The 19,892-nt window shown below is 45.8% G+C and carries 23 protein-coding genes, 2 tRNA genes and 1 pseudogene; 8 read left to right on the top strand and 18 right to left on the bottom strand.

The window, feature by feature from the left end:
- Positions 1-148, top strand: a pseudogene (locus BN587_RS12185) (2,3,4,5-tetrahydropyridine-2,6-carboxylate N-succinyltransferase); the annotation flags it as partial.
- Between the two features lie 208 nt (positions 149-356).
- Here the strand turns inward: BN587_RS12185 and BN587_RS04435 are convergent.
- On the bottom strand, positions 357-1,760 hold the full coding sequence (locus BN587_RS04435) for a sodium:solute symporter family protein (RefSeq protein WP_021719940.1): 1,404 nt from the start codon (positions 1,758-1,760) through the stop codon (positions 357-359).
- A 329-nt stretch (positions 1,761-2,089) separates the two neighbouring features.
- On the opposite strand from BN587_RS04435, the gene BN587_RS04430 reads away from it, so the two are divergent.
- Positions 2,090-2,166: transfer RNA gene (locus BN587_RS04430), tRNA-Arg, on the top strand.
- Here the strand turns inward: BN587_RS04430 and BN587_RS11830 are convergent.
- From BN587_RS11830 to BN587_RS04405, 4 genes are all read right to left on the bottom strand, one after another.
- On the bottom strand, positions 2,129-3,691 hold the full coding sequence (locus BN587_RS11830; RefSeq protein WP_021719939.1) for a recombinase family protein: 1,563 nt from the start codon (positions 3,689-3,691) through the stop codon (positions 2,129-2,131). The two genes, BN587_RS04430 and BN587_RS11830, sit on opposite strands and share 38 nt — an antisense overlap.
- 137 nt (positions 3,692-3,828) lie before the next feature.
- A complete protein-coding gene (locus BN587_RS11355) occupies positions 3,829-4,719 on the bottom strand; it encodes a 3'-5' exonuclease (protein WP_021719938.1) in 891 nt (296 codons plus the stop codon).
- A 20-nt stretch (positions 4,720-4,739) separates the two neighbouring features.
- A complete protein-coding gene (locus BN587_RS04410; protein WP_021719937.1) occupies positions 4,740-5,720 on the bottom strand; it encodes an Abi family protein in 981 nt (326 codons plus the stop codon).
- Positions 5,721-6,054: 334 nt separating this feature from the next.
- Positions 6,055-6,405: a helix-turn-helix domain-containing protein gene (locus BN587_RS04405; protein ID WP_021719936.1), complete on the bottom strand. Its 351-nt coding sequence runs from the start codon at positions 6,403-6,405 to the stop codon at positions 6,055-6,057.
- A 169-nt stretch (positions 6,406-6,574) separates the two neighbouring features.
- Between BN587_RS04405 and BN587_RS04400 the strand changes: the two genes are divergently transcribed.
- Positions 6,575-6,820: a helix-turn-helix domain-containing protein gene (locus BN587_RS04400; protein WP_021719935.1), complete on the top strand. Its 246-nt coding sequence runs from the start codon at positions 6,575-6,577 to the stop codon at positions 6,818-6,820.
- On the top strand, positions 6,817-6,963 hold the full coding sequence (locus BN587_RS11825) for a hypothetical protein (RefSeq protein WP_021719934.1): 147 nt from the start codon (positions 6,817-6,819) through the stop codon (positions 6,961-6,963). Before BN587_RS04400 ends, BN587_RS11825 begins: the two co-directional genes overlap by 4 nt.
- Before the next feature lie 61 nt (positions 6,964-7,024).
- Here BN587_RS11825 and BN587_RS04395 read toward each other — a convergent pair whose 3' ends face one another.
- Entirely contained in the window at positions 7,025-7,579 is a 555-nt protein-coding gene (locus tag BN587_RS04395; RefSeq protein WP_021719933.1) for a hypothetical protein, read from the bottom strand.
- A 93-nt stretch (positions 7,580-7,672) separates the two neighbouring features.
- Between BN587_RS04395 and BN587_RS04390 the strand changes: the two genes are divergently transcribed.
- The 3 genes from BN587_RS04390 to BN587_RS11820 are packed head-to-tail and all read left to right on the top strand — an operon-like array spanning position 7,673 to position 8,285.
- Positions 7,673-7,885: a hypothetical protein gene (locus tag BN587_RS04390; RefSeq protein ID WP_021719932.1), complete on the top strand. Its 213-nt coding sequence runs from the start codon at positions 7,673-7,675 to the stop codon at positions 7,883-7,885.
- Positions 7,886-7,894: 9 nt separating this feature from the next.
- Positions 7,895-8,107, top strand: a complete 213-nt coding sequence (locus BN587_RS04385) for a hypothetical protein (RefSeq protein ID WP_021719931.1) — start codon at positions 7,895-7,897, stop codon at positions 8,105-8,107.
- A 16-nt stretch (positions 8,108-8,123) separates the two neighbouring features.
- Positions 8,124-8,285 (top strand): hypothetical protein, encoded by a 162-nt coding sequence (locus BN587_RS11820; protein ID WP_021719930.1) that lies wholly within the window; start codon positions 8,124-8,126, stop codon positions 8,283-8,285.
- 153 nt (positions 8,286-8,438) lie between these two features.
- On the opposite strand, the gene ptsP is transcribed toward BN587_RS11820, so the two are convergent.
- The 9 genes from ptsP to BN587_RS04340 all read right to left on the bottom strand — a co-directional run bounded on the left by ptsP (position 8,439) and on the right by BN587_RS04340 (position 17,080).
- Complete coding sequence (ptsP, locus tag BN587_RS04380; protein ID WP_021719929.1) at positions 8,439-10,058, bottom strand: phosphoenolpyruvate--protein phosphotransferase; 1,620 nt, start codon at positions 10,056-10,058, stop codon at positions 8,439-8,441.
- A gap of 36 nt (positions 10,059-10,094) precedes the next feature.
- A complete protein-coding gene (locus BN587_RS04375; protein ID WP_021719928.1) occupies positions 10,095-10,352 on the bottom strand; it encodes an HPr family phosphocarrier protein in 258 nt (85 codons plus the stop codon).
- Positions 10,353-10,439: 87 nt separating this feature from the next.
- Positions 10,440-12,344 carry a PTS fructose transporter subunit IIABC gene (locus BN587_RS04370; RefSeq protein ID WP_021719927.1) on the bottom strand — a complete coding sequence of 635 codons (1,905 nt, stop codon included), beginning with the start codon at positions 12,342-12,344 and terminating at the stop codon, positions 10,440-10,442.
- Between the two features lie 21 nt (positions 12,345-12,365).
- Positions 12,366-13,283: a 1-phosphofructokinase gene (gene pfkB, locus BN587_RS04365; RefSeq protein ID WP_021719926.1), complete on the bottom strand. Its 918-nt coding sequence runs from the start codon at positions 13,281-13,283 to the stop codon at positions 12,366-12,368.
- Positions 13,280-14,032 (bottom strand): DeoR/GlpR family DNA-binding transcription regulator, encoded by a 753-nt coding sequence (locus tag BN587_RS04360; protein ID WP_021719925.1) that lies wholly within the window; start codon positions 14,030-14,032, stop codon positions 13,280-13,282. Before BN587_RS04360 ends, pfkB begins: the two co-directional genes overlap by 4 nt.
- A 210-nt stretch (positions 14,033-14,242) precedes the next feature.
- A complete protein-coding gene (locus tag BN587_RS04355; RefSeq protein ID WP_021719924.1) occupies positions 14,243-14,770 on the bottom strand; it encodes a hypothetical protein in 528 nt (175 codons plus the stop codon).
- 12 nt (positions 14,771-14,782) lie between these two features.
- Entirely contained in the window at positions 14,783-15,427 is a 645-nt protein-coding gene (locus BN587_RS04350) for a coenzyme F420-0:L-glutamate ligase (RefSeq protein ID WP_021719923.1), read from the bottom strand.
- A gap of 4 nt (positions 15,428-15,431) precedes the next feature.
- On the bottom strand, positions 15,432-15,857 hold the full coding sequence (locus tag BN587_RS04345; RefSeq protein ID WP_009146111.1) for an acyl-CoA thioesterase: 426 nt from the start codon (positions 15,855-15,857) through the stop codon (positions 15,432-15,434).
- Between the two features lie 95 nt (positions 15,858-15,952).
- Positions 15,953-17,080, bottom strand: a complete 1,128-nt coding sequence (locus tag BN587_RS04340; RefSeq protein ID WP_021719922.1) for an AI-2E family transporter — start codon at positions 17,078-17,080, stop codon at positions 15,953-15,955.
- Positions 17,081-17,231: 151 nt separating this feature from the next.
- On the opposite strand from BN587_RS04340, the gene BN587_RS04335 reads away from it, so the two are divergent.
- Positions 17,232-17,306, top strand: a tRNA-Arg gene (locus tag BN587_RS04335).
- 554 nt (positions 17,307-17,860) lie between these two features.
- Here the strand turns inward: BN587_RS04335 and BN587_RS04330 are convergent.
- The 3 genes from BN587_RS04330 to BN587_RS04320 form a co-directional block, all read right to left on the bottom strand.
- Positions 17,861-19,006 carry a hypothetical protein gene (locus BN587_RS04330; protein ID WP_021719920.1) on the bottom strand — a complete coding sequence of 382 codons (1,146 nt, stop codon included), beginning with the start codon at positions 19,004-19,006 and terminating at the stop codon, positions 17,861-17,863.
- 126 nt (positions 19,007-19,132) lie between these two features.
- The gene (locus BN587_RS04325) at positions 19,133-19,489 is read right to left on the bottom strand and encodes a hypothetical protein (protein WP_021719919.1); all 357 of its coding nucleotides are present in this window, start codon (positions 19,487-19,489) and stop codon (positions 19,133-19,135) included.
- Positions 19,490-19,706: 217 nt separating this feature from the next.
- Positions 19,707-19,892, bottom strand: a 186-nt coding sequence (locus BN587_RS04320) for a gamma-glutamyltransferase (RefSeq protein ID WP_044484224.1), incomplete at its 5' end; no start/stop codon positions are given.

The raw sequence follows: 19,892 nt of genomic DNA, 5'->3' as shown, positions 1-19,892 counted from the left end.
TCCTGCCAAGGTTATCAAAACATTGGACGAAAAAGGTATAGCTGCAATCCATGCCCAGGCACTGAAATACAAAACTCTGTGGACCGAACGCTACGGCCTGCTGCCTGACAATGATGGTGAACGCTATCACGGCGAAAAAATCGTTTAATTTCCCCAAGCAAGGAAGCATGACAATGTCCTCTGATTAATCAGGTCACGCTTCGCTATAATGTGCAAAACAAAATCCCGTTACCAGGTACAGGCCTGTTAACGGGATTTTTTGCTGCAGGTATGCGCTTACGCTACTAACCAAGAAAGCCATCTCTGCAGTTCTTCAGAAGAACAGAGATGGCTTTAATTATTGAATAAAATTTTTATCAGTTACCTTCAACAGCAACTGCTTTTTTGGCCGGGCAAACAATTGCAGCAATAGCATAAGCAGCAATGCATACCAGCCATTCCATGTAGATTACGTTCGGGAAAATGCGTACTGCCGGAGTAAGCTGCCACAGCACCAGCAGCACCAGGCCTGCCAGCAGCGTCCAGAAGCCTGCGGCCTTGGAAGCATACTGCGGGAAGAACAACGCTACGATTACAATAACGCTGAAGGCAGCAGTCAGGGACAGACCAATCATAATCGTACCCAAAATGCTGGATACGCTCATAGCAAGTCCCAACGTAAGAATACCGCTGATAATGATGCAGGCACGTGTCATCAGCAGCTGACGCGCCTGGTCGCACTGCGGATTGATGAAGCGCTTATAGATATCGCTGGAGAACAAAGTGCCGGCGCTAAGCAGCAGATTGCAGGCGGTAGATACATCTGCAGCCCACAGAGCTGCCAGCGTAACACCTGCCAACACCGGCTGCAGGCCTACGATAACCTGCGGCAGCGCCAATGCAGCCTGCGCATCAGGATACATAGCCTTGGCAACAAGACCAAGGAAGGCAGCCAGAACGCCTACCGGCAGCATCAGAATACCACCCCAGACGAAGCCCCTCTTAGCAGTTGCAGCGTCTTTAGCGCCTAAAGAAATCTGCAGAATACTTTGCAGAGAGAGATTTACGGTAATAAGGGTTACAACCCAGCTGGTGATGGTTACAGGGCCAACACCGTCAATGAAGCTGAACCAGGGCACATTAGCCGGCAAAGCAGCAGCCAGATGATCCATGCTGCCGATTTTTTTGAACTGAATAATCGTTGCCGCCAAGATACCTACGTAAATCAGGATAATATTCAATACATTCGACAAGGATGCAGACCACATACCACCAATAAATGTAATACCGATAAAAGTAATAGCACTGACAATCATACCGGTGTGGAAATCAAAGATATCCGGCAGTATAGCGTGCAGAATACTGCCACCCGCAATATATTGCAGACTGATGATTACCAACTGAATAACAATCTGGCAGAAAACGCCCAAGATTACCGCGCCCTTGGTATGATGGCGTTCGATAAGCTCGGTGATAGTCGTAATGTTCTGTTCACGGTACTTTTTAGCCATGAACAAGCCCATAACAATCGCGCCCAAAGCCCAGGCAATCGTATACCAGCCGGCACTCAGACCAACACGGAAGGCATGCTCGGAAACGCCGATAGTCGACGCACCGCCGACAGCCAGACCGATGATAGTAACACAAATCAAAGGCGCAGAAAGTCTGCGTCCCGCAAGAGCAAAGTTTTCGTTATTGCCTTCACTACGTTTTTTAGCATACCAACTGATAGCGAACAAAGCAACAATGTACAATATTAAGATGACTAAAGAAACAGGCACAAAAAATCCTCCTTTAAATTATACATGCCTGCTAAAGAAATACAACGTCATTGCTGGCAGTATCCCTATACTGCCTCACATCAGACCTAATCGTGCAGACTTCAACAACATATAATACAAAAACCATTTGTGCTGTCATTACAATTCCCCATCGCCCATACCGGCAAGCATCCCAATGCAGACCAAATATACGCCTCCTGATGCTTCCTTGCAAAGCAGCCACATATATATTAGCTAAATTATATCCCGCCAGGAAAAAACAGTCAAGATTTTTTCACAAAAAAGTATTGACAAAATAGCCTCTTGCAGTTAAAATAAATATTGTTGTTGGCCTCGTAGCTCAGCTGGATAGAGCGTTTGACTACGAATCAAAAGGTCGCAGGTTCGAGTCCTGCCGAGGTCACCATTTTAGACTTTTCGCGAACATCGAAGGACTGCAGCGCAGATAATTGTGGTGTATCGGTAAAATTAAATCTGACAGTGATGGAATATTTTTCGTCACTGTCTTTTTTTGTGCCTTCATCCGGTACGCGCTCGACAACAACGGAGTTAACCATGGTGCTGATGACCTTTTCTTTCATTTTATCGTCCGGAGCAGCGGCGATGTTGCGCAGGAAGTATTCTATAGCTTCTTTGCTAATCTTCGGCGGTGCTGCTACCAGCTCACGCTCTGCTATAGCTTCATCCAGGGCGGCAGCCTTGGCTTCGGCGGCGTTTATCAGCTCAATAATGGTTCCGCTGGTGGCACCGTTGGCGATGGCGGCGGCGTAGTTGGCTATGCTCTTCTTAACGCGGGAGCGCTCAGCCTTCATTTCGGCCAGCTCGTTATCAACCTGAGCTTCAGCAACAGCTTCGGCCTGCTCTGCTATCAGCTTGATGTTTTCCTCATGCAAAAGTACCTCACGGGCACAATTATAAACGGCCTGCTCCAGCTCGTCCCTGTTCAGCGATGATATGCTGCAGCTGGTTCTTTTTGCTCTTTTGTTGGCGCAGGCATAATAATAATAAAGCTCACCGCTTCTGCTCTTGCCGCTCATTCCATGCATCGGTCCGCCGCATTCACCACAAATAATATTAGGAGTAAGTAAATATTTATCACTCTTCTGCACGTTTATTCCCCTTCTTCCATAAGTTTTTAGTTTACGCTGCACTGCCTCGAACAGCTCCTTGCTGACAATAGGCGGTCCGGCGTTTTTTATTTCTATGTCCTTCCACCGGAATAAACCGGTATAGACAACATTTTTCAGCATCCAAGTAAAGCTGCTTTTATTCCAGGCTGCGCCCCTAGCGGTACGCACGCCTAACATGTTCAGCCATCTGGCTATATCTACATACTTCTCGCCGGCCAAAACCTTTTCAAAAATCTGGCGTACATATTCGCCGCGCTCCGGATCTACTATTAAGCGCTGCTCTGCGTCCCTGGTATAACCGAAGGGAACAGTGCCGGAGGTCCACTTCGCTTTCAAAGCGTTCTCCTTCATTCCACGCGTAACCTTTTCGGACAGGTCGACGCTGTACCATTCGGCCATACCCTGCAGCACGCTCTTCAGCACAATGCCGGCTGCTCCCTCAGCCACGTTTTCCCTGGCTGATATAACCTTAACACCATGCTTCTTCAGCTTAGTCTCCCAAACAGCGAAGGAATACCTGTTGCGGGAAAACCTATCGTATTTGTAAATCAAGATAGCCTGAAACACGCCCTTAGACACATCGGCAAGCATCCGCTGAAACTCCGGGCGTTCATCCGTGCGGCCGGTAATGGCTCTGTCTGCATAAACCTGCAGCACGCTGTAGCCTTCGCGCTCGGCGTATTCGCGGCACTCACGCACCTGGCCTTCTATGCTTTCCTCGCGCTGGTGACTGGAGGAATACCGCGCATAGATAACGGCGGGAACAGCACGCTCGGCCACGCTTTTCATACATTTAACCACGCTTTACCCTCCTTTCGTTACATCCCAAAATCTTAGCAATAGCATTTACCGGGACATTAGCGCTTCTGAGCACGAAGAAACCGCTTCTTTACGCTGTCCAAAAATATTGAAATTAGCAATCGTCGGGATATTTCACCCTACTTTTTCGGGGAGCGGCCTACATCAAAGAAGCCCAAAACGCCGGCCGTGAAGAAAATATTAACAAAGCCATACCAAAACGGCCTTTTCGTTCCCTTGAATCGTAAATAAGTTGCATAAAACAGCCCAAGCGTTCCGATGGAGCCTATAGCCCTTGCCCATTCTGCATTTATGGAATTAAATATAACCATAATAGCAACAGACGGTCCCCAGTATTTCAAATATGTGGCATTATCCATATCGTTGTAAGTCTCTGCTTTCTTGCCGAAGGAAGCGTTTTCATCATAAGCGCGAGCGCGGCCGTACTTCAATTCACAATCCGTCACAATATCCTTGCCGATATAACCAAAATGAATACCGTAAAAATCCGCCATATCCTGCAAGAATTCTGCACCGCTCTTTTGCAGGGCATATTCCATGATAGCAACGCAGGCTCTGGCGTGCGCCATAGCATTAAAACGCTGCTCAAGGTTAAAGCCTATTTTTTCGGTAACGTCCTGCAGGCGATGATGAGGCATCTCCGGGAACATTGCTTGCGACAGCACGCAGGTACAAAGCACCTGGCAGCTGGGGAACGGTATATCGTTGCTTTCCAGCGTATCGGCCAGAACCTCCATATCAAACTTAGCATAATGCGCTACTAATGTTTTTCCCTTGATTTTTTCTTTAATCAACGGCCACAGCTCATAAAAATACGGCTTACCCTTAACCATATCTTCGGTGATACCATGCAAGGCAATATTTTCTTTGTCGAAATGCAGAATATCCGGACGGATAAGGCTGTAAAAAGTATCTACTATCTTGCCATCTTTGACTGATACTAAAGCAATGGAGCAAGCGCTGCTGCGCAGTCTGTTTGCTGTCTGAAAATCAATAGCTACATATTCCATAAAATCCCCCTATTAATATCTTAGTTTAGCTTGAAATCATCTTTCCAGTTTTTAGAAAATCCCATTTTTATAAGAACACTATTAAACATATTTTGTGGCAATTTTTTAGCGAAAGATGCTATTTCAGCAGAAAATTCTCCAACCATAGCAGCATAGTCGCGCTTGCTCAAAAATAAGCCTAAAATTATAACACAATCAATAAAATGCGATGAAAAGTTACTAGGCAGTGTTTTATGAAATAGTGCTATATTAGGGACTTTATTATTATTTTTTACCGTAATACTATACAGCCGCTCTTCATGAGCACAAACATTTCTAAAAATGTTAATAAAAGCAAACATATTAGAGACGAATTTTTCTTCCTGTTCCGGCGTTAAAAGCAGCTTTACTCGATATGTTTTTTCGTAAGTGCTTATAATCTCATTTATAACTAAAAGTTTAGTCTGCATGGTCATGCCATTATAAAAATGAATAATATTGCCTAGTGTCATCTTTGTAACCAACACCCACAAGGGCAGCTCTTTGTGTTTGTCGAGATAATGATAAAACTGTTCGCCTAGCGCACCCTTCTTTGTATTTTTCGTTATTACGCTAGATAAGTCTGCTATAAGTTTGGTGGCGGTCTGTGGGTTAGAACTATCGAAATTATTTATATCAAGATAATTGAAGTTTTGTTTATACGTCTGCGAGAAATAATAAGCTACTTTCGTTTTCAACGAAGTTTCCATTTTCAAAATGTACTTTAATAATATAGCTCGCATATTCCTGTCAAAATTATAAAGCGCATATATATGCTCGAAAGTAGTGCCTGCCTTATATCTGTCGTCACCGTACTGTTTGGTTTGCGGCATATCGAGAAATATATCTTTATAACCGTTGATGATATTATAATAGCCTTCATTTTTTAAAATCTGTATTGCTTTACTGCCGTCTTTAATAACAAGGTTACGAGCTCTAAGAATGGTCAACTGCTGCCGATATGTTTTGAATGGCTTATCCATAAAATTCCTCCTATATAACGAAAAAAGGCTTGCCAATCCGCAGATTAGCAAGCCTCCGTGCATCGCCCTCAGGTTCTGCACTATCGCTGTACTAATCATTATAGCAGAATAATTAATTTTGTCAACAAAAACTTGCTTTTTCAGAAGCGTTGTGTTAAAATACTAAAATTACCCATCTTAACACCACAATATATAGTGATTGATATTTTTACTTCTTTGCCGTCAGCACCGCGCTGGCGGCATTTTGTGTTTTATTTGCAATGTGAACTTTTCTCACATTGCAGTTATCCGGCTTTTCCAAACAGCTGCATTTACTTCTTTCTCCCGCAATGAATTATACGCAATTGCTTTCTTCTTCTTCTGAAGATTGAGCATACCGGAAAAGCTTAAAATCAATCATGTTGCGTATTTCTAATTTATCGCTGGCGTTTAGCTGGCGATATTTTTTTATTAACTCAAATTCAGAACTACTAACATCACCACCTAAAGACCTACCAAATAACTCAGCAGGAGTTATTCCTAATGCTTTAGCAAGTGGCGCCATAATAGACAACGGCATATTTTCAATTTCTCCGTTTTCGTATCTATATATAGTTGCACGATTTTTTCCAACGCGTTCAGCTAACTGGTCGGCAGTCAAACCTAATTCCAAACGGCGAGCCTTTATTCTTTCACCAATATTCATGTAAATCACCTCTAAGAAGATTATACTACAAATTTGCAAATCTGCAACAAGAAACGCATAAAAAGAAAATAAATCGCATTTCATGCGAAAATTCAGTTGACACAATAAAGCTTAGGTGATAAACTTAAGTAAATCGCATATATGCGAATGTATAGAAAGGAGCTTTATTATGGTAGATGTGAAAAAACTGAAAGGAAAAATTTGCGAAGCTGGATTAACTATTCCCGGAATCGCTCGCCGTATGAACATTAGTCCTTCAACTTTGTATAGGAAACTGAAACATAACGGTGAAGGGCTTTTGGTTAAGGACGTTGACAAAATAATCGACATCGTTGATATTCAAGGCGATGATGTTAATGCTATTTTTTTACTCAGTTGGTCGCATAAAGCGCGACCAAGAGAGGTGCAAACATGAACAAAGACAAAAAGAAAAGCCCTGCGCAGCAGGGCATAGGAATAATGAAATTCTTACGCAAGCTTTTCGGCAAGCGTAAAGAAAAACACTACGTTCTAAAGCAGTATAGCATTACCATCAGCGGCTTTACAACGCAGCTATAAGCTTATCGTATGGCTGACAGCATCCAGAAGACTTTTGGAATACCGCCGGAAATGATAACTATTAGTGAAGCTGACTTATTAATTTCTCAAGCAGAGTACGAACAGCATCAGGGTAAAAATCTTTAATTAAAGAGTATACGCCTACAGCAACAAAATAAATTGCCTGGAATGCTTTAGCAAGGACGCTTTCAGAATTACAACCGAAGTAATTCATAAGATGTTTAGGTAAAAACACTATCAAGTCTATCCAATACAATGGATTAAACGCTTCTTTAATTCTACCTAAATAAACGCCCTCTGCTTCATAAATCATTTTGTTAGTTTGAAGCACAAAATCGTGTATTCTGCTAGGGAATTGCTCTTTGACAGAAGCATTATATTGAACAGCTCTACCAAGGCCTACCGGCTGGCACACAGGTAAGTATGACTCTTTTACATTTGCCTTTTCGAGAAGTTTCTTAAATAAAGCCTGACTTTCCAAAAGGCTGTCAATATTCTTTCCTGTAGCTAACCACTCAATATAGTTATCATGGATTTGCTTTATTCTACGATAATCGTAGAAGTTAGAAATAATTTTATAAACTGGAATAGCCAGCAAGTACAAATATGGGAACATTTTGTTTCCTCCTGAATTTATTTAAGAAAATCTCTTTGAAATTTTCTTATACAACTATCATAACACACCACACAAAATTATAGGAGGCGCATCATGGCAAAAAATCTCGTAGTCAAATCAATGGCAGATGTTTGCGTTGATGTTTGCGTTCTGGACATTGCACTCTGCAACTACATCCAGCACGCCCGCAACCAATTAGACTGGCTGCAGAAGAATCACAAAGATGTAGCACAAGGCAACATCGAAGATTATCAGGAAAAAATCGCAGCGGCCAAAAGCCTGCTGAAGCAGCTGCGCAGCTTCTAGGAGAACGCAATGACGAAAACACTGACCAAAACACTCAGAATCAAATCACAGCCGGAATACAACGCAGTAGAACGCGGCCTTTGCAATTACATCAAAGTTGTCAGCGACAAACTCCAGTCACTGAAGCAGACAGATGAAAACTGCACCGGTCCGACCGTCAAGGATTATACAGAAAGAATCAAAGCCGCCAAAAGCCTGCTGAAGCAGCTGCGCGACTATTAACATCAGGAGGGATAACATGCAAAAGAATAACAATGGCCAAACGCCGAAGGCTTTTCTTACCTTGAAGCTCGACTCTATGCAGACCTTTGAGCTTATCAACGCTCTTCGCTGCAATAACATCACCATTTTGAAATCGACACCGCAAAAAACTGCGGTGTTTTTTTGTTTTTCTGATTAAAATAATCTTTTCTAAGAAAAAAGAACCGGCCATAAAACCGGTTCTGCACAAAAGAATATAAAGCATTGACGCCAAAAGCTGCCCCCTGATACTGCTCACGCATTATCAGGGGTATTTTCATGCGTTATATATAAATTTGAGTATAAGTAAAAATTACAGGCTGCGGATTTTTTTGCGCAGCGGCAGAATGCTTGCCGGGCTTACAGAAAGCTCGTCCATGCCCATGCGTACAAATTCCTTCGTCAGGCTCAAATCAGCGCCCAGCTCGCCACAGACGCCGCACCAGATGCCTGCTGCATGCGCTCCCTGCACCGTCATTTCAATCAGACGCAGAATTGCAGGATGATGTGCATCAAAGAACGGCTCTAACCGCTGATTCTGGCGGTCTATCGCCAAGGTATACTGGCTCAAATCGTTCGTACCAATGCTGAAGAAATCAACCTCTTTCGCCAGCTCCGCGCTGATCAGCGCTGCCGCCGGCGTTTCAATCATAATGCCTACTTCCATCTTCGGGTCAAAGGGTACGCCTGCATATTTCAGCTCTGCCTGCACCTCACGCAAAATTTTGCGTGCCTTGCGCACCTCTTCTACGCTGATAATCATCGGGAACATCACTGCCAGCTTGCCATAAGCGGAAGCGCGGCAGATAGCACGCAGCTGCGTAGCAAACAGCTCCGGTCTTTCCAGACAGATACGGATTGCGCGATAACCCAGCGCCGGATTTTCCTCCTGCGGCAGCTCAAAGTAATCAGCCTGCTTATCGGCACCGATATCAAGTGTGCGGATAATTACGCGCTTGCCAGCCATCGCTTCCGCTGCCAGCTTATACTTTTCAAACTGCTGCTCCTCGGTCGGATAATCCTTGCTTTCCAGGTAAATGAATTCGCTGCGGAAAAGGCCGATGCCCTCTGCATCGTTCGCCAGCACGCTGGCTAAATCACCAGTGCCGCCGATATTGGCATAAACATGCACCTGCTGACCGCCGCCGGTAATGCTCTTTTTGCCCTTGAGCTCCTCCAACAGCTTTTTATGCTGTGCATCCTGCTCCATCTTAGCCTTGATGCGCTCCAGCGTTGCCTCATCAGGATCAACGAAAACCTCGCCGGTATAGCCGTCTACCGCTACCAGCTTGCCGTCATATTCTTCACCGATGCCGCTGCCTGTGTTGACAACCGCTGGAATGCCAATCGTACGCGCCAGAATTGCCGTATGGGAATTTACACTGCCTGCTGCCGTCACAAAGCCCTGCACACGCGATTTATCAAGCTGCACAGTTTCGCTGGGTGCCAGGTCATCCGCTGCCAGAATGTAACTGCCGCTGCCGCTTTCCCATCTGCTGCCTGCATCACCCAGGCAGCCAAGCACCTTGTTGGAAATATCCTTGACGTCTGCAGCACGCGCACGCATATAATCATCTTCCATCGAAGAAAAAATTTCAGCAAAGTTGGCTGCCGTTGTCTGCACTGCATATTCCGCATTAACCTGCTGCGTGCGGATAATGCCCTCTACGGACTCAATATAATCAAGGTCCTCCAGCATCATCTGATGGATTTCAAAAATAGCGGCATTATCCTTGCCTACATCTACAACTGCCTTTTCATAAAGCTCTGCCAGCTTAGCAATAGCCTCCTGACGTGCTGCCTGAAAGCGTGCAACCTCAGTCTCGGCATTCTGCACCTTACGGCGTTTAACTGCTGCCGCATTACGACGCAATACAGCCAAGGTTCCCAGCGTTACGCCACCGCAAACGCCCTTACCCTTTAATGAAAGCATCTTATCACCTCGCGAAAAATCTCTCTTACTGCGAACTTACAGGTTAGCTTGGAAGAAAGCCTCTAAAGCTGCTGCCGCTGCATCTTCATCCGCACCCTCGCAGGTAACAGTAATCTCTTCACCCTTTTTAACGCCCAGGGCCATAACGCCGAAGATACGCTTCAAATCACCTTTTTTAGCACCTTTGGCAATGGTGGTACTGCTGGCAAATTTGGCAGCCTCTTTAACGAGCAGTCCTGCCGGACGTGCATGGATGCCTGCTTCATCAGTAATAACATAAGTAAATTGTTTCATTTTTATTTCCTCCGTTTCGCTAATAACAATATTCTGCCGCTAAATCCTTAAAATCCTATTTTTGTTTTTATCTTTTTTCTCTATATATTATTCGTTCACGTTCTTTTTAACAAACCCCATAAGCACAGCTGCCAGCACACTGCCTGCTGCCAGAGCTGCAAAATACATCGGCCAGTTCTGCACTACGCCGAAAACAAATACACCGCCATGCGGTGCCGGAACGCTACAGCCAAAGGCCATGGACAAAGCACCGGCTACACCGCTGCCCAAAGCGCAGGTCGGAATTACACGCAACGGGTCACTTGCTGCAAAGGGAATAGCGCCTTCGGTAATAAAAGACAGGCCCATGATAAAGTTGGTCACACCGGACTGACGCTCCTTAGAAGTAAATTTACTCTTAAACAGCAGAGTGCTCAGTGCAATCGCCAGCGGCGGTACCATGCCGCCAATCATAACAGAAGCCATAATCTCACTGCTTACAGCGCTGCCGTCAGCTGCAGCCAAAGAAGCAGTACCGAATACATAAGCTGCCTTGTTCAGAGGACCGCCGAAATCGATGGACATCATAGCTCCCAATACAAAGCCCATCAGTACCTTACTGGTTGTGCTCATGCTTGCCAGCGCACCTGCCAGCCATTGGTTGAAGGCTGCAGTCGGCGGGTTGATAACGTAGGTCATCAAGATGCCCATAAGCAGCAGGCCAATAACAGGGTACAGCAGAATCGGCTTCAATCCTTCCAGACTGTCGGGCAGTACGCTAAATACCTTGCGCAGTGCCAGAATCAGATAACCGCCGATAAAGCCGGCAAACAGCGCACCGAAGAAGCCGCTGCCGCCGGAGGCTGCCAAAAAGCCGCCCACGATACCAAGCATCAGTGCCGGACGTTCGCCAATACTCATTGCGATATAGCCTGCCAGAATCGGCATCATCATGCTGAATGCCAGACCGCCGATATTTTTAAAGAAGGCTGCCAGCGGCGTGCCACTGCCAAACTTAGCTGTGCCGGCAAATTCCATATCGAACATAAATGCCAGCGCGATAAGAATACCACCGCCGATTACAAACGGCAGCATATGCGAAACGCCATTCATCAGATGCTTATAAATTTGTCTCCCCAGACTTTCCTCAGCATCTGCCACGTCACTTGTCGCCTCGCTGCCGCCCTTGCCTGCGTAAGCAGGAACATTACCGCTCAGAATCTCCTCGATAAGCTCCTTCGGCTTGTTGATACCGTCAGCTACCTTAACGAAGATAACAGGCTTGCCTGCAAAGCGCTCCACAGGCACGTTCTTGTCTGCAGCCACAATAATGCCTTCGGCTTCTTCTATCTCTGCCGCCGTCAGCTTATTTTTTACGCCGCCGCTGCCATTGGTTTCAACCTTCATTGCAACGCCCATCTTACCGGCCATCTCCTGCAAAGCCTCTGCTGCCATATAGGTATGTGCAATACCTGTCGGGCAGGCAGTAACAGCCAGCACCTTGCGCTGCTTAGCAGGCTCTGCTGCCTGTGCTTCTGCTTCCTCGTCTTCAAATTTTTCGTTTTCGTATTTGTCTATAACTGCCAAAAATTTCTTAGCATCGCTGGCATTCAGCAGCTCACTGCGGAAATCATCATTCATCAGCAGCATGCTCAGATGGCTCAGCACATCAAGATGCACATTATCCTTCGTATCAGGTGCAGCAATCAGGAAGAACAGCTTCGCAGGCTCTCCGTCAAGACTGTCGAAGTCAACGCCGTCCTTTACCAGCATCGCAGCCAGTCCCGGTGCCTTTACAGCACTTGTCTTGGCGTGCGGAATGGCAATTCCCTCACCGATACCAGTGCTGCCCTCCTCCTCACGACGCAGCACGCAGGCTCTGTATTCGTCCTTATCAAGCAGATTACCGCCGCTCTCCATCAGCGTAATCAAATGCTCCAGCGCTGCTGCCTTATCCTTAGGCTGCGCATTAAGGTCAATGCTTTCTACCTTCAGCAAATCAACTATTTTCATCTTATTTTTGCCCCTTCTTTTTTATTTATTAGTCACGCCCTGTAAAATAATTTCATCAATATCCTCACGTGTTGCCAGCCAATCCTTAAACGCGCTTGCGCTGCCTGCGGCTACGCCCAGGCGCAGCGCTTCCTCATAATCCTGCGTTTTAAGATAGCCTGCCAAAAAGCCGGCCACCATACTGTCGCCTGCGCCGACAGAGTTTACCAGCTTTCCCTTCGGTGAAGCCATCATATGCTGCCTGCCATTTTCGTCCAACAGTACAGCTCCGTCCGCTCCACGCGAAACCAGCACATTACGTGCTCCCTGCTGCTGCAGCTTCAGCGCAGCAGCAAGAATATCATCCTCATTCAGCAACGGTCCCCGGCCAAAGAACTCTCCTAATTCCTCATGGTTTGGTTTGATTAAAAACGGCTTATATTTCAGTACCTTGAGCAGCAAATCGCCAGTAGCATCTACCACAACCCGTGTGCAAGCAGGCTGCAGCAGCTCCAGAATCTGCTCATAAATATCATCCGGCAGCGAAGCGGGTATGCTTCCTGCCAGCACTAAAATATCATCCTGCGTCAGTCCCTGCAGCTTAGCAAAAAGCTTTTGCAGCTCTTCCTTGCTCAGCTGCGGTCCCTGACCATTAAGCGCCGTTTCCGAGTCTGAAATAATCTTCGTATTAATGCGCGAGTAGCCTGCACCGACCTGAATAAAATCGCAGCGGCAGCCTGCTTCCTGCAGCAGGCGTTCTATTTCTGTACCGCTAAAGCCGGCTGTAAAGCCCAAGGCTACCGATTGCAGCCCCAGATTTTGCAGCACCAGCGAAACATTGATTCCCTTACCACCCGGATATATATTTTCTGCTTGGGTGCGGTTAATCTCGCCTACCGCAAAATCATCAACCTTTACCACATAATCAAGTGAAGGGTTAAAGGTCACAGTATAAATCAAAGCACAATCACCTCCGTATGCTGCTTATAGGAGTTAACATTCAGAGCCTCCTGCGCAGCCGTAATAATCACGCCCTTGGACAGCGGGGCGAAGGACACGCTCGACAGTGCCTCAAACTTGCTGGCATCCGCCAGCACATAGCATTTATGACAATGCTCCATCGCCACGCGCTTATTCATGGCCTCCTCGATATCAGGAGTTGTGAAGCCCTCTTCCACAGTAATGCCGTTCGTTCCGAAAAAGCCCTTGCTGAAATTGTAATGCTGCAGGGAAGCTACTGCCTCCGTGCCGATTACCGCATCAGTTGTTGCCTTCACGCGCCCTGCTATAAGCAGCGTTTTCAGACCGCGCTGCGCCAGCTTCTGTGCCAGCGTAATACCGTTCGTTACATAAACAGCATCCTTTTCCGTCAGGTAGGTTGCCAGCTGCTCGGTTGTCGAACCTGCATCAAGAAAAATAAAATCGTTGGGACGCACCAGCGTTGCCGCATACGCAGCAATCGTGCGCTTGTCTTCAATATTACGACTGTATTTTTCCTGCATGTTGCGCTCCTGCACAGGCTCCGCCTCGCGCACGGCAGTCGCACCGCCATGCACCTTGCGTACCTTGCCCAAGCTGTCCAGCTGTACCAAATCTCGGCGGATAGTGGACTCAGAGGTCTCCAGAAGCCTTGCCAGCTCCGGTACTGTCGCCGCACCGTCACGCGTGACAATGCGAGTGATTTCTTCAAATCTTTCTTGCGTTAACATGAGCATCTCTCCTCTTGCAGATATTATATAACCATTTTCACGCAAAATCAATCATTTTTGAGCAAAAAACTGCATTTTTTGAATTTTTTTTGCAGATTACACTCAACACCCTTCAGAGTAATAAAAAAATAGATGCCTCTCCACTCCGAAGAAGCATCTACATTAAGTATCATTTATATAATTTTAAAAACAGTGTCAGACAGCGTCAGCTTATTTTACCAGCGCACGCATTTCATCTGCAGTCAGAGTAAAGTATTCCTTTACGGTGTAAAGCTCACGGCGGCCGCGGCAGTCAGCAAACAAAGCAACATCAACATCAGGAATATTTTCCATTGCTTCCTCTAAGCTCTTGCCGTTTTTGGCATAAGCCTCAAAGCGCAGGACAAATTTTTCACCGGTGCCAGCAGGAACCAGCATTGCTTCAAAATAATCATCCTCGCGCAGATAGCCCTCACGGTTAACCTTGCCACGCAGCAGCACATCACTATACTGCTCCTGAGGCAGATAAATACGCATATAAGCATCCAGAATAGTACCTTCCTGCTTGCCTACGTTATCAAAAGGTACCTCTAAGGAAAAATCAATTCTGTCGGCATATACCTTGTCCAAAACAGCCTTGGTGCGCTGCTTTACCAACAGACGCATTACAGCATCACCCTGCATGGAAATATATACACCTACAATTATAACGCCTAAAATAAACAGTCCTACAAGGACTCCCACAATCGTCATCAGCATCTTGCTTCCCCCTTACGCCTTATGATAATCCTTAATAATGCAGATTGGTGTTTTTTCACTGCCGTTGCCAAAAGGATTATCAATGAGGATTTCCGCAACCTTATCCGGATCAACGCCCTTAGACCAGCCAAGCACTGCAGAGCGCTTCAAATCGTTAACATCGGCAATAGCAGCGCCATAGCAGCCGCAAGCCTTAGTAATAGCTTCGGCAACCTTTTCCGGTTCTGCCGGACCATAAACAATATGCTTGTCATACGGAGGCATTGTGCCGGTAACGTCATCAATCAGGCGAGCCTGTTTGCCTGCCATACGGTAGAAGGTACCGCTTTCGCCTACGCATTTAGCCGCAAAGCCGCAGATTACTGCCCACAGAACACGCGCACCGCCTTCTGCGTCAATCAGGGATTGCATGCTGTACCAGCTGCTGATACTGCCCTTGGCCGGGAACAGATGCGACAGCACCTTAGCCAGCGGTCCCGGATGAAACTCCTCACAGCGCATTGCTCTGCCCTGGGTAATAGCAACTACGCTTTCGGCAGTGCAGACAACATCATTGGGGCCGATTTTATCCTTGGCATATTCCAGAATAGCATCACAGATATCATCGTGATGAGTCAAAATTCTTGTCGGCACAGGAACAATCTTATATTTTTCCATACTCTCACATCTCCTCCGCAGCCTTATCCGCTGCATATACCTTCTGAATTTTATCATACCATTCAGGCTTCAGGCGGACAATGTGACCTTCATTATCGGTAAACACATTGCGCGTATGACCTTCCACCGCTACAGCGCCATCACGCAGGCGGATAACAGTATAATCAAATTCCATTTTTGCTTTATTAAAGGCACTCATTTTTACCTGTACTTCAAAATCATCATCAAAGGTACAGGAATTTTTATACTTGGCGCGTACCTCGGTAATCGGGAAAATAACGCCGTCAGCCATCAGCTCGCCCAGGGAAATACCGCAGGCACGCAGATATGCTACACGTCCCATTTCAAACCAGCGCAGATAATTGGCATGATGCACAACACCCATCATATCAGTTTCAACAAAACGCACCTTATCTCGTATTGTAATCATAAAATCTCCTTTGCATATTCAAGGCTTCCTGCATCTAACAGGCTTACAATCAATTTATTATTATAGCACTTTTAACGCCAAGTGCCTAACAAATCTTATAAATTAGGTAAATTTTTCTCTGCCAGCAAGCGCTTAACCTTTTCAGCCAGCAAAGCATAAAGCACAGAAAACAGCGGTACGCAGACAATCATACCGGCAACACCGCCAAGGCTCGCACCAATTGTTACTGCCGCCAGCACCCACAGCTCCGAAAGACCTACAGCCTTACCCACAATCTTAGGATAAAGCAAATCAGCTTCGATGCGCTGCAGCACAATGTATAATATAATAAAATACCAGATTTTCTCCGGTGCTGCCACCAGTATTAAAAAGCAGCCGATAAGAGCACTGATTAAGGTACCGAGAATCGGTATCAGGCTCAGCACAGCCACAAGCAGCGAAATGACCGTCGCATAGGGGAAGCCGCAAAGCGTCATGCCGACGAAATACATCACGCCCAAAAGCAACGCCACTACTAACTGTCCGCCTACAAAGCCACGGAAAATCTGCTCTGCCGTCTGCAATACATGCAGAATATAAGCAGCGCGCTCCTTCGAGCAAAAGGCAAAAATTACGCATTTAAAGTTGCGCGCAAGACGATGCTTTTCCAGCAGACAATAGATTGCTACGACAAAACCGATAACACAGCTTGCAAGCACCTCCAGAACGGAGGCCGTTGCCAAAAACGTCTGCTCCAGCAAAAGACGCTTGTTGTTCTGCAGATAATTGAGCATCGTCTGATAAACTTCCTTAGCCTGCGCCTGTACTACAGCCAGCTCATCTGCCGAGAAGGAAAGCTCCTGCGCCTTCTGCTGCAGATAAATATTCAGCTTGGCCAACGCCGGCGGCAGCATCTTGACGAGCATTTTCATGCTGGCATGCAGCTCGGGCACAATCGTCAGCACAAAGAAGGCCAAAAAGCCGATAATGATTGCAAGGCTCAAAAGCAAACACACTGGACGCTCGAAACGCGATACCACGCTCTGCTTAAAAATTCTGCGCCAATATTGCTCCAGCTTCTTCATCAGCACGTTGACGATAAAAGCCATACAACCGCCAATGACAAACGGCAGCAAAACATCATATATACCAGCCAGCAGTTTTAGGCTGACATTGTAATTCCACAGCGCCCAGATAAGCACAATTGCAAAGGCCAGCAGACAATAAGGATTTCTTTCTTTCATAAGCAACCTCTATTCAAAGCGCATGTCCAAGGTAATACATGCTTATTAAATTAATAATTTTATTGTAACATATAAGCGCGCACAAGACAAAAAAAGAAGGCTTTTCTTTGCATAAGTTTCACATCTGTGGTATAATTCCATTGTAGTTTTTGCGCCTGTAGCTCAGTGGATAGAGCAATGGTCTCCGGAACCGTGTGCGGAGGTTCGATTCCTCTCAGGCGCACCAAAAAGAAAAAGTACCCTTTCCATTTGTTTGGGAAGGGATTTTTTATGCACTAATATTATCGACCGGTTTTATATTCCTCTATATTCACTTTTCTGCAAACGTATGTTAAAATTAATTAGTGCTACCACAGCGGTAGGCGGTTGCTCTCCTCGGAGGGCTTTGCGGCTCTCCTATTGCAAGAATCCATGTCTTTATGGAAATCTACAATAAAGAGGGTGGCGCCGATGAATATTCTTGAAGTCCTCGCATTATTAGGCTTCGGTTTGGCTTGTGTCAAATTCGGCTATGAACTCGGTAAAAACGCAAAAAAATAACCGCCCAGTCTGCAAACTTGCGGTTATTTTTTAACTACATGATTTAAAAGGCAACCGTCTATCGGTAGCACTTTTTCTACGTTCATTATACTATATCCAACAACTAAAGACAAGTAGTTTATAACTTTGAATATCGTTACAATACAATCATGCTATTTCTCCGGAACCGTGTGCGGAGGTTTGACTCTTCTCAGAACCGCCAAAAAGAAAAGTACCGCTAAGGTTTTTTGATGCTCACTTTCAGTTTAGCTTGCTCAAATAATTTTTCAGGCCACGCGCACGGTTAGCAACAGCTTCGCTGATACGCGTAACGCGCTCTTTATCCAAATACGGACTTGTCGACAAGGTATTGCTTACTATCTCAGCGCAAGCATCAATTCCATTGATATCAATAAGGCACTCTTTAACTAAGGCAAGCTGCTTTTTCTGCGTATCTTTAAATGGCATAGCAGGTAATTCTGTTCCTATTTCGCTATTTAAGGATTCGCACCACAGGCTTGTACCATTATCAAACAACGGTGCAGGACCTAGGAACTTCAAAGAATTAACATCACGGATAAAACCGAAATTACCATAATGCCTGTCGCTGTTCTCTATCAGGTAATCAAGGCAAAGCATCTGCTGTAAATAGCCTGCTACATCAGGAATTTGCAACTGCTCGCAGCACCTGAGGAAGTGTCCGTAAACAGAATCGTTATTCGACTTGGTAAGAATATCCTTAACAAAATAAGCAGGAACAAATTCTGTTTCCGTAGTAATAAAATTAGGACACAGGCACAGCGGACGATTATCCTCTATAATCAGCTCATAGGGAACATGCTTAATCGTCAGAGCCTCCGCTACCTTAGCGGCAGCAATTTCATTATACGGCTGCTGCAACAGCGGTACCGAGCCTGCTTTAGCAAGATACGTGACGCCGTTGATTTTCACCCACTTTTTCTTTAACCAGCCATTGCTTGAAGCATCCGGCGTGAACGGATTTATTGCAGGCCTGGAGGACTCCTTTTGGAAAAACGCTTCCCCTAACTCCTTGGAAAAATCGTTGGTGAAAAAGTTTACCTCCTGCCATGTAAGCTCACTGCCGACAGGCTTCAGCCAATATTGATCAGACAGGCTCAACCCCAAGCTGCGCTTGCTCAAAACCGCTGGAGATTCGACATCATACAAATGCAGGATATAGCGCAATCCGTCGCGACTTGCAGGAATAATACGGCTACGCCACCACTGATTTAATTTGTCTGCGAGCTTATTAAAATCATCAGTAAAAATACCTACAGGAAAGGCTTCTGGATTGTATATCTGCAGGACTTCGGTTATATAGCCTGCAGCGGACATCGTTATCTTAACCAAAGGAATATTTTTATTCATAATTATATACTTATCCATGCTTTTCCCTCCTTCAGTATTTTTTTTATTATACCGCAAGCAGCATTTTTTTGAAAGAAAATTATAACCGCCCGCATCTCACCTTCACCTGAGATACGGGCGGTTAATGTTATTTTTGAAGATTAATTACAGCAGCTCTGCTTTTTTATCCAGAATTGCTTTGCAGGCAGCGCAGGCCGGGCAATCGCAATACTCCGCACCGGCAGCCTTGATTTCCTTAGCATGTGCCAGAATATTTTTAGCCAGCTCAGCGCCGAAAACGCCAACGCCTGCTTCGGAACTGGCAAAAGCAATCAATCCGTCAATCGGCATGATGTCTGCTTCCAGCTCTGCGATATAAGCCTTGGTTACTTCTGCTTCTTCCGCAGTACCAACAGCTGCCAGCCATTTTTCAGCAGCAGCCTTTGCTTCAGCGCTGCAACTATGAGCAGCAATTAAAGCTGCAGTCTGTTCTTTTACAAAATTTAAAGTTTCTTGTTTCATAATCTGTTAACCTCCTCGTGATGCGTTGCGCATCATCTGTACATATCATAGTACCAAATTGCAGTCCTGTAAAGTACGCACTTTCACGTGCGCTAGTTACCACAAGGTTACTATTGTAGTATTATGTGTCTGGTCAGTCTTTGGAAAACAGCAAAAAAAATTACTTTAACACTGCACACAGCCAAGAATATTCTATTAATACACCAAACTTATAAAATTACCAGGCAGCCACTGTTCCGTCAGCCCGCGGTTCCGTTGCTCCCGCCAGTACGCCGTCAGCGCAGCGCCAAATAATTTCACCTCTGCCAAAGCTGGTGTAATCGCTCATTACGCGCACCTCATGCCCCAACTTGCGCAGCTGTTCCACTACCTCCGGTGCAAAGCGATCCTCCAGCCACACCTC

Origin of the sequence: Phascolarctobacterium succinatutens CAG:287, from assembly GCF_000434895.1 — a bacterium.
GTDB lineage: Bacteria > Bacillota > Negativicutes > Acidaminococcales > Acidaminococcaceae > Phascolarctobacterium_A > Phascolarctobacterium_A succinatutens_A.
The sequence above is the reverse complement of the archived record's forward strand: the minus strand, read 5'-3'. Positions and strand labels throughout refer to the sequence as shown.